Here is a 784-nt window from a genome sequence, read left to right on the forward strand (position 1 = left end):
GAACTTGACTTTTACCTGGAATAGCGGCGAGGGTGATGTTACCGTTTTCGGTGGCTACGGTTCCTGTTGAGATGATTCCCCCTCCTACCATCCAGAGGCTTTCTCCAGTGGGTACCGCTAGATCGGCTTCGTTGACGATCCAACTGGGGTTATTCTGGTCAAAGATTAAACTTGTCGGGCTACCGATTAAGGTGCTGTAGTTGTTGTCTCCGTAGGCGTTGAAGTAGTTATTGCCAAAGCCGATTCTGGTGGCGGTGGTGGCTCCAAAACTACCGGGTACGTCCAAACTTGCCCCTTGAGTGAAGACCCATCCCGAGGGGTTCATCAGGAATAGGTTTGAGTTGCCTCCGGTGAGTTGAATCAGTCCTTGAATAATGCTGGGGTTTCCTCCCGTGACTCTTCCCACGACGTTGAGGATGTTGGGGTTTGAGAGGAAATTGGCGATTTCTTGGGGGTTTAAGCCGAATTCTTGGAAGGAGTGGAAGAGGTTGGCTCCGGCTTGGGTGCCGCCGTTGATATGGTAGGTGTTGCCGTTGTAGTTGATTATTGTCCCGGTGCCGTCGGGGGCTGCGGTTATGGATGTTTGCGCCTGGGCGGTGGGGGGTCTTGCTGCGATTAACCCGGTTAGGAGCAGGAGATACAGGAGTTTTGGCAGTTTGAGTTTTTTCACGATGGGAGACTGGTAGGTTTTTCTCAGTGTAATCCCTGAGAATTCAATAGTCAATAGTTTTTAGTCTTTTTCTTGTTCTTAAATATTTCTTTATAATTAACACAATTAACTCTT

At 49.0% G+C, this 784-nt stretch carries 1 protein-coding gene; it reads right to left on the reverse strand.

Annotated features, from left to right (window positions below):
- Positions 1-670, reverse strand: a 670-nt coding sequence (locus JUI58_RS00480; RefSeq protein WP_204101792.1) for a filamentous hemagglutinin N-terminal domain-containing protein, incomplete at its 3' end; no start/stop codon positions are given.
- Between the last annotated feature and the right edge of the window lie 114 nt (positions 671-784).

The organism is Spirulina sp. CCY15215, assembly GCF_016888125.1.
In the GTDB taxonomy this organism is placed as follows: domain Bacteria; phylum Cyanobacteriota; class Cyanobacteriia; order Cyanobacteriales; family Spirulinaceae; genus CCY15215.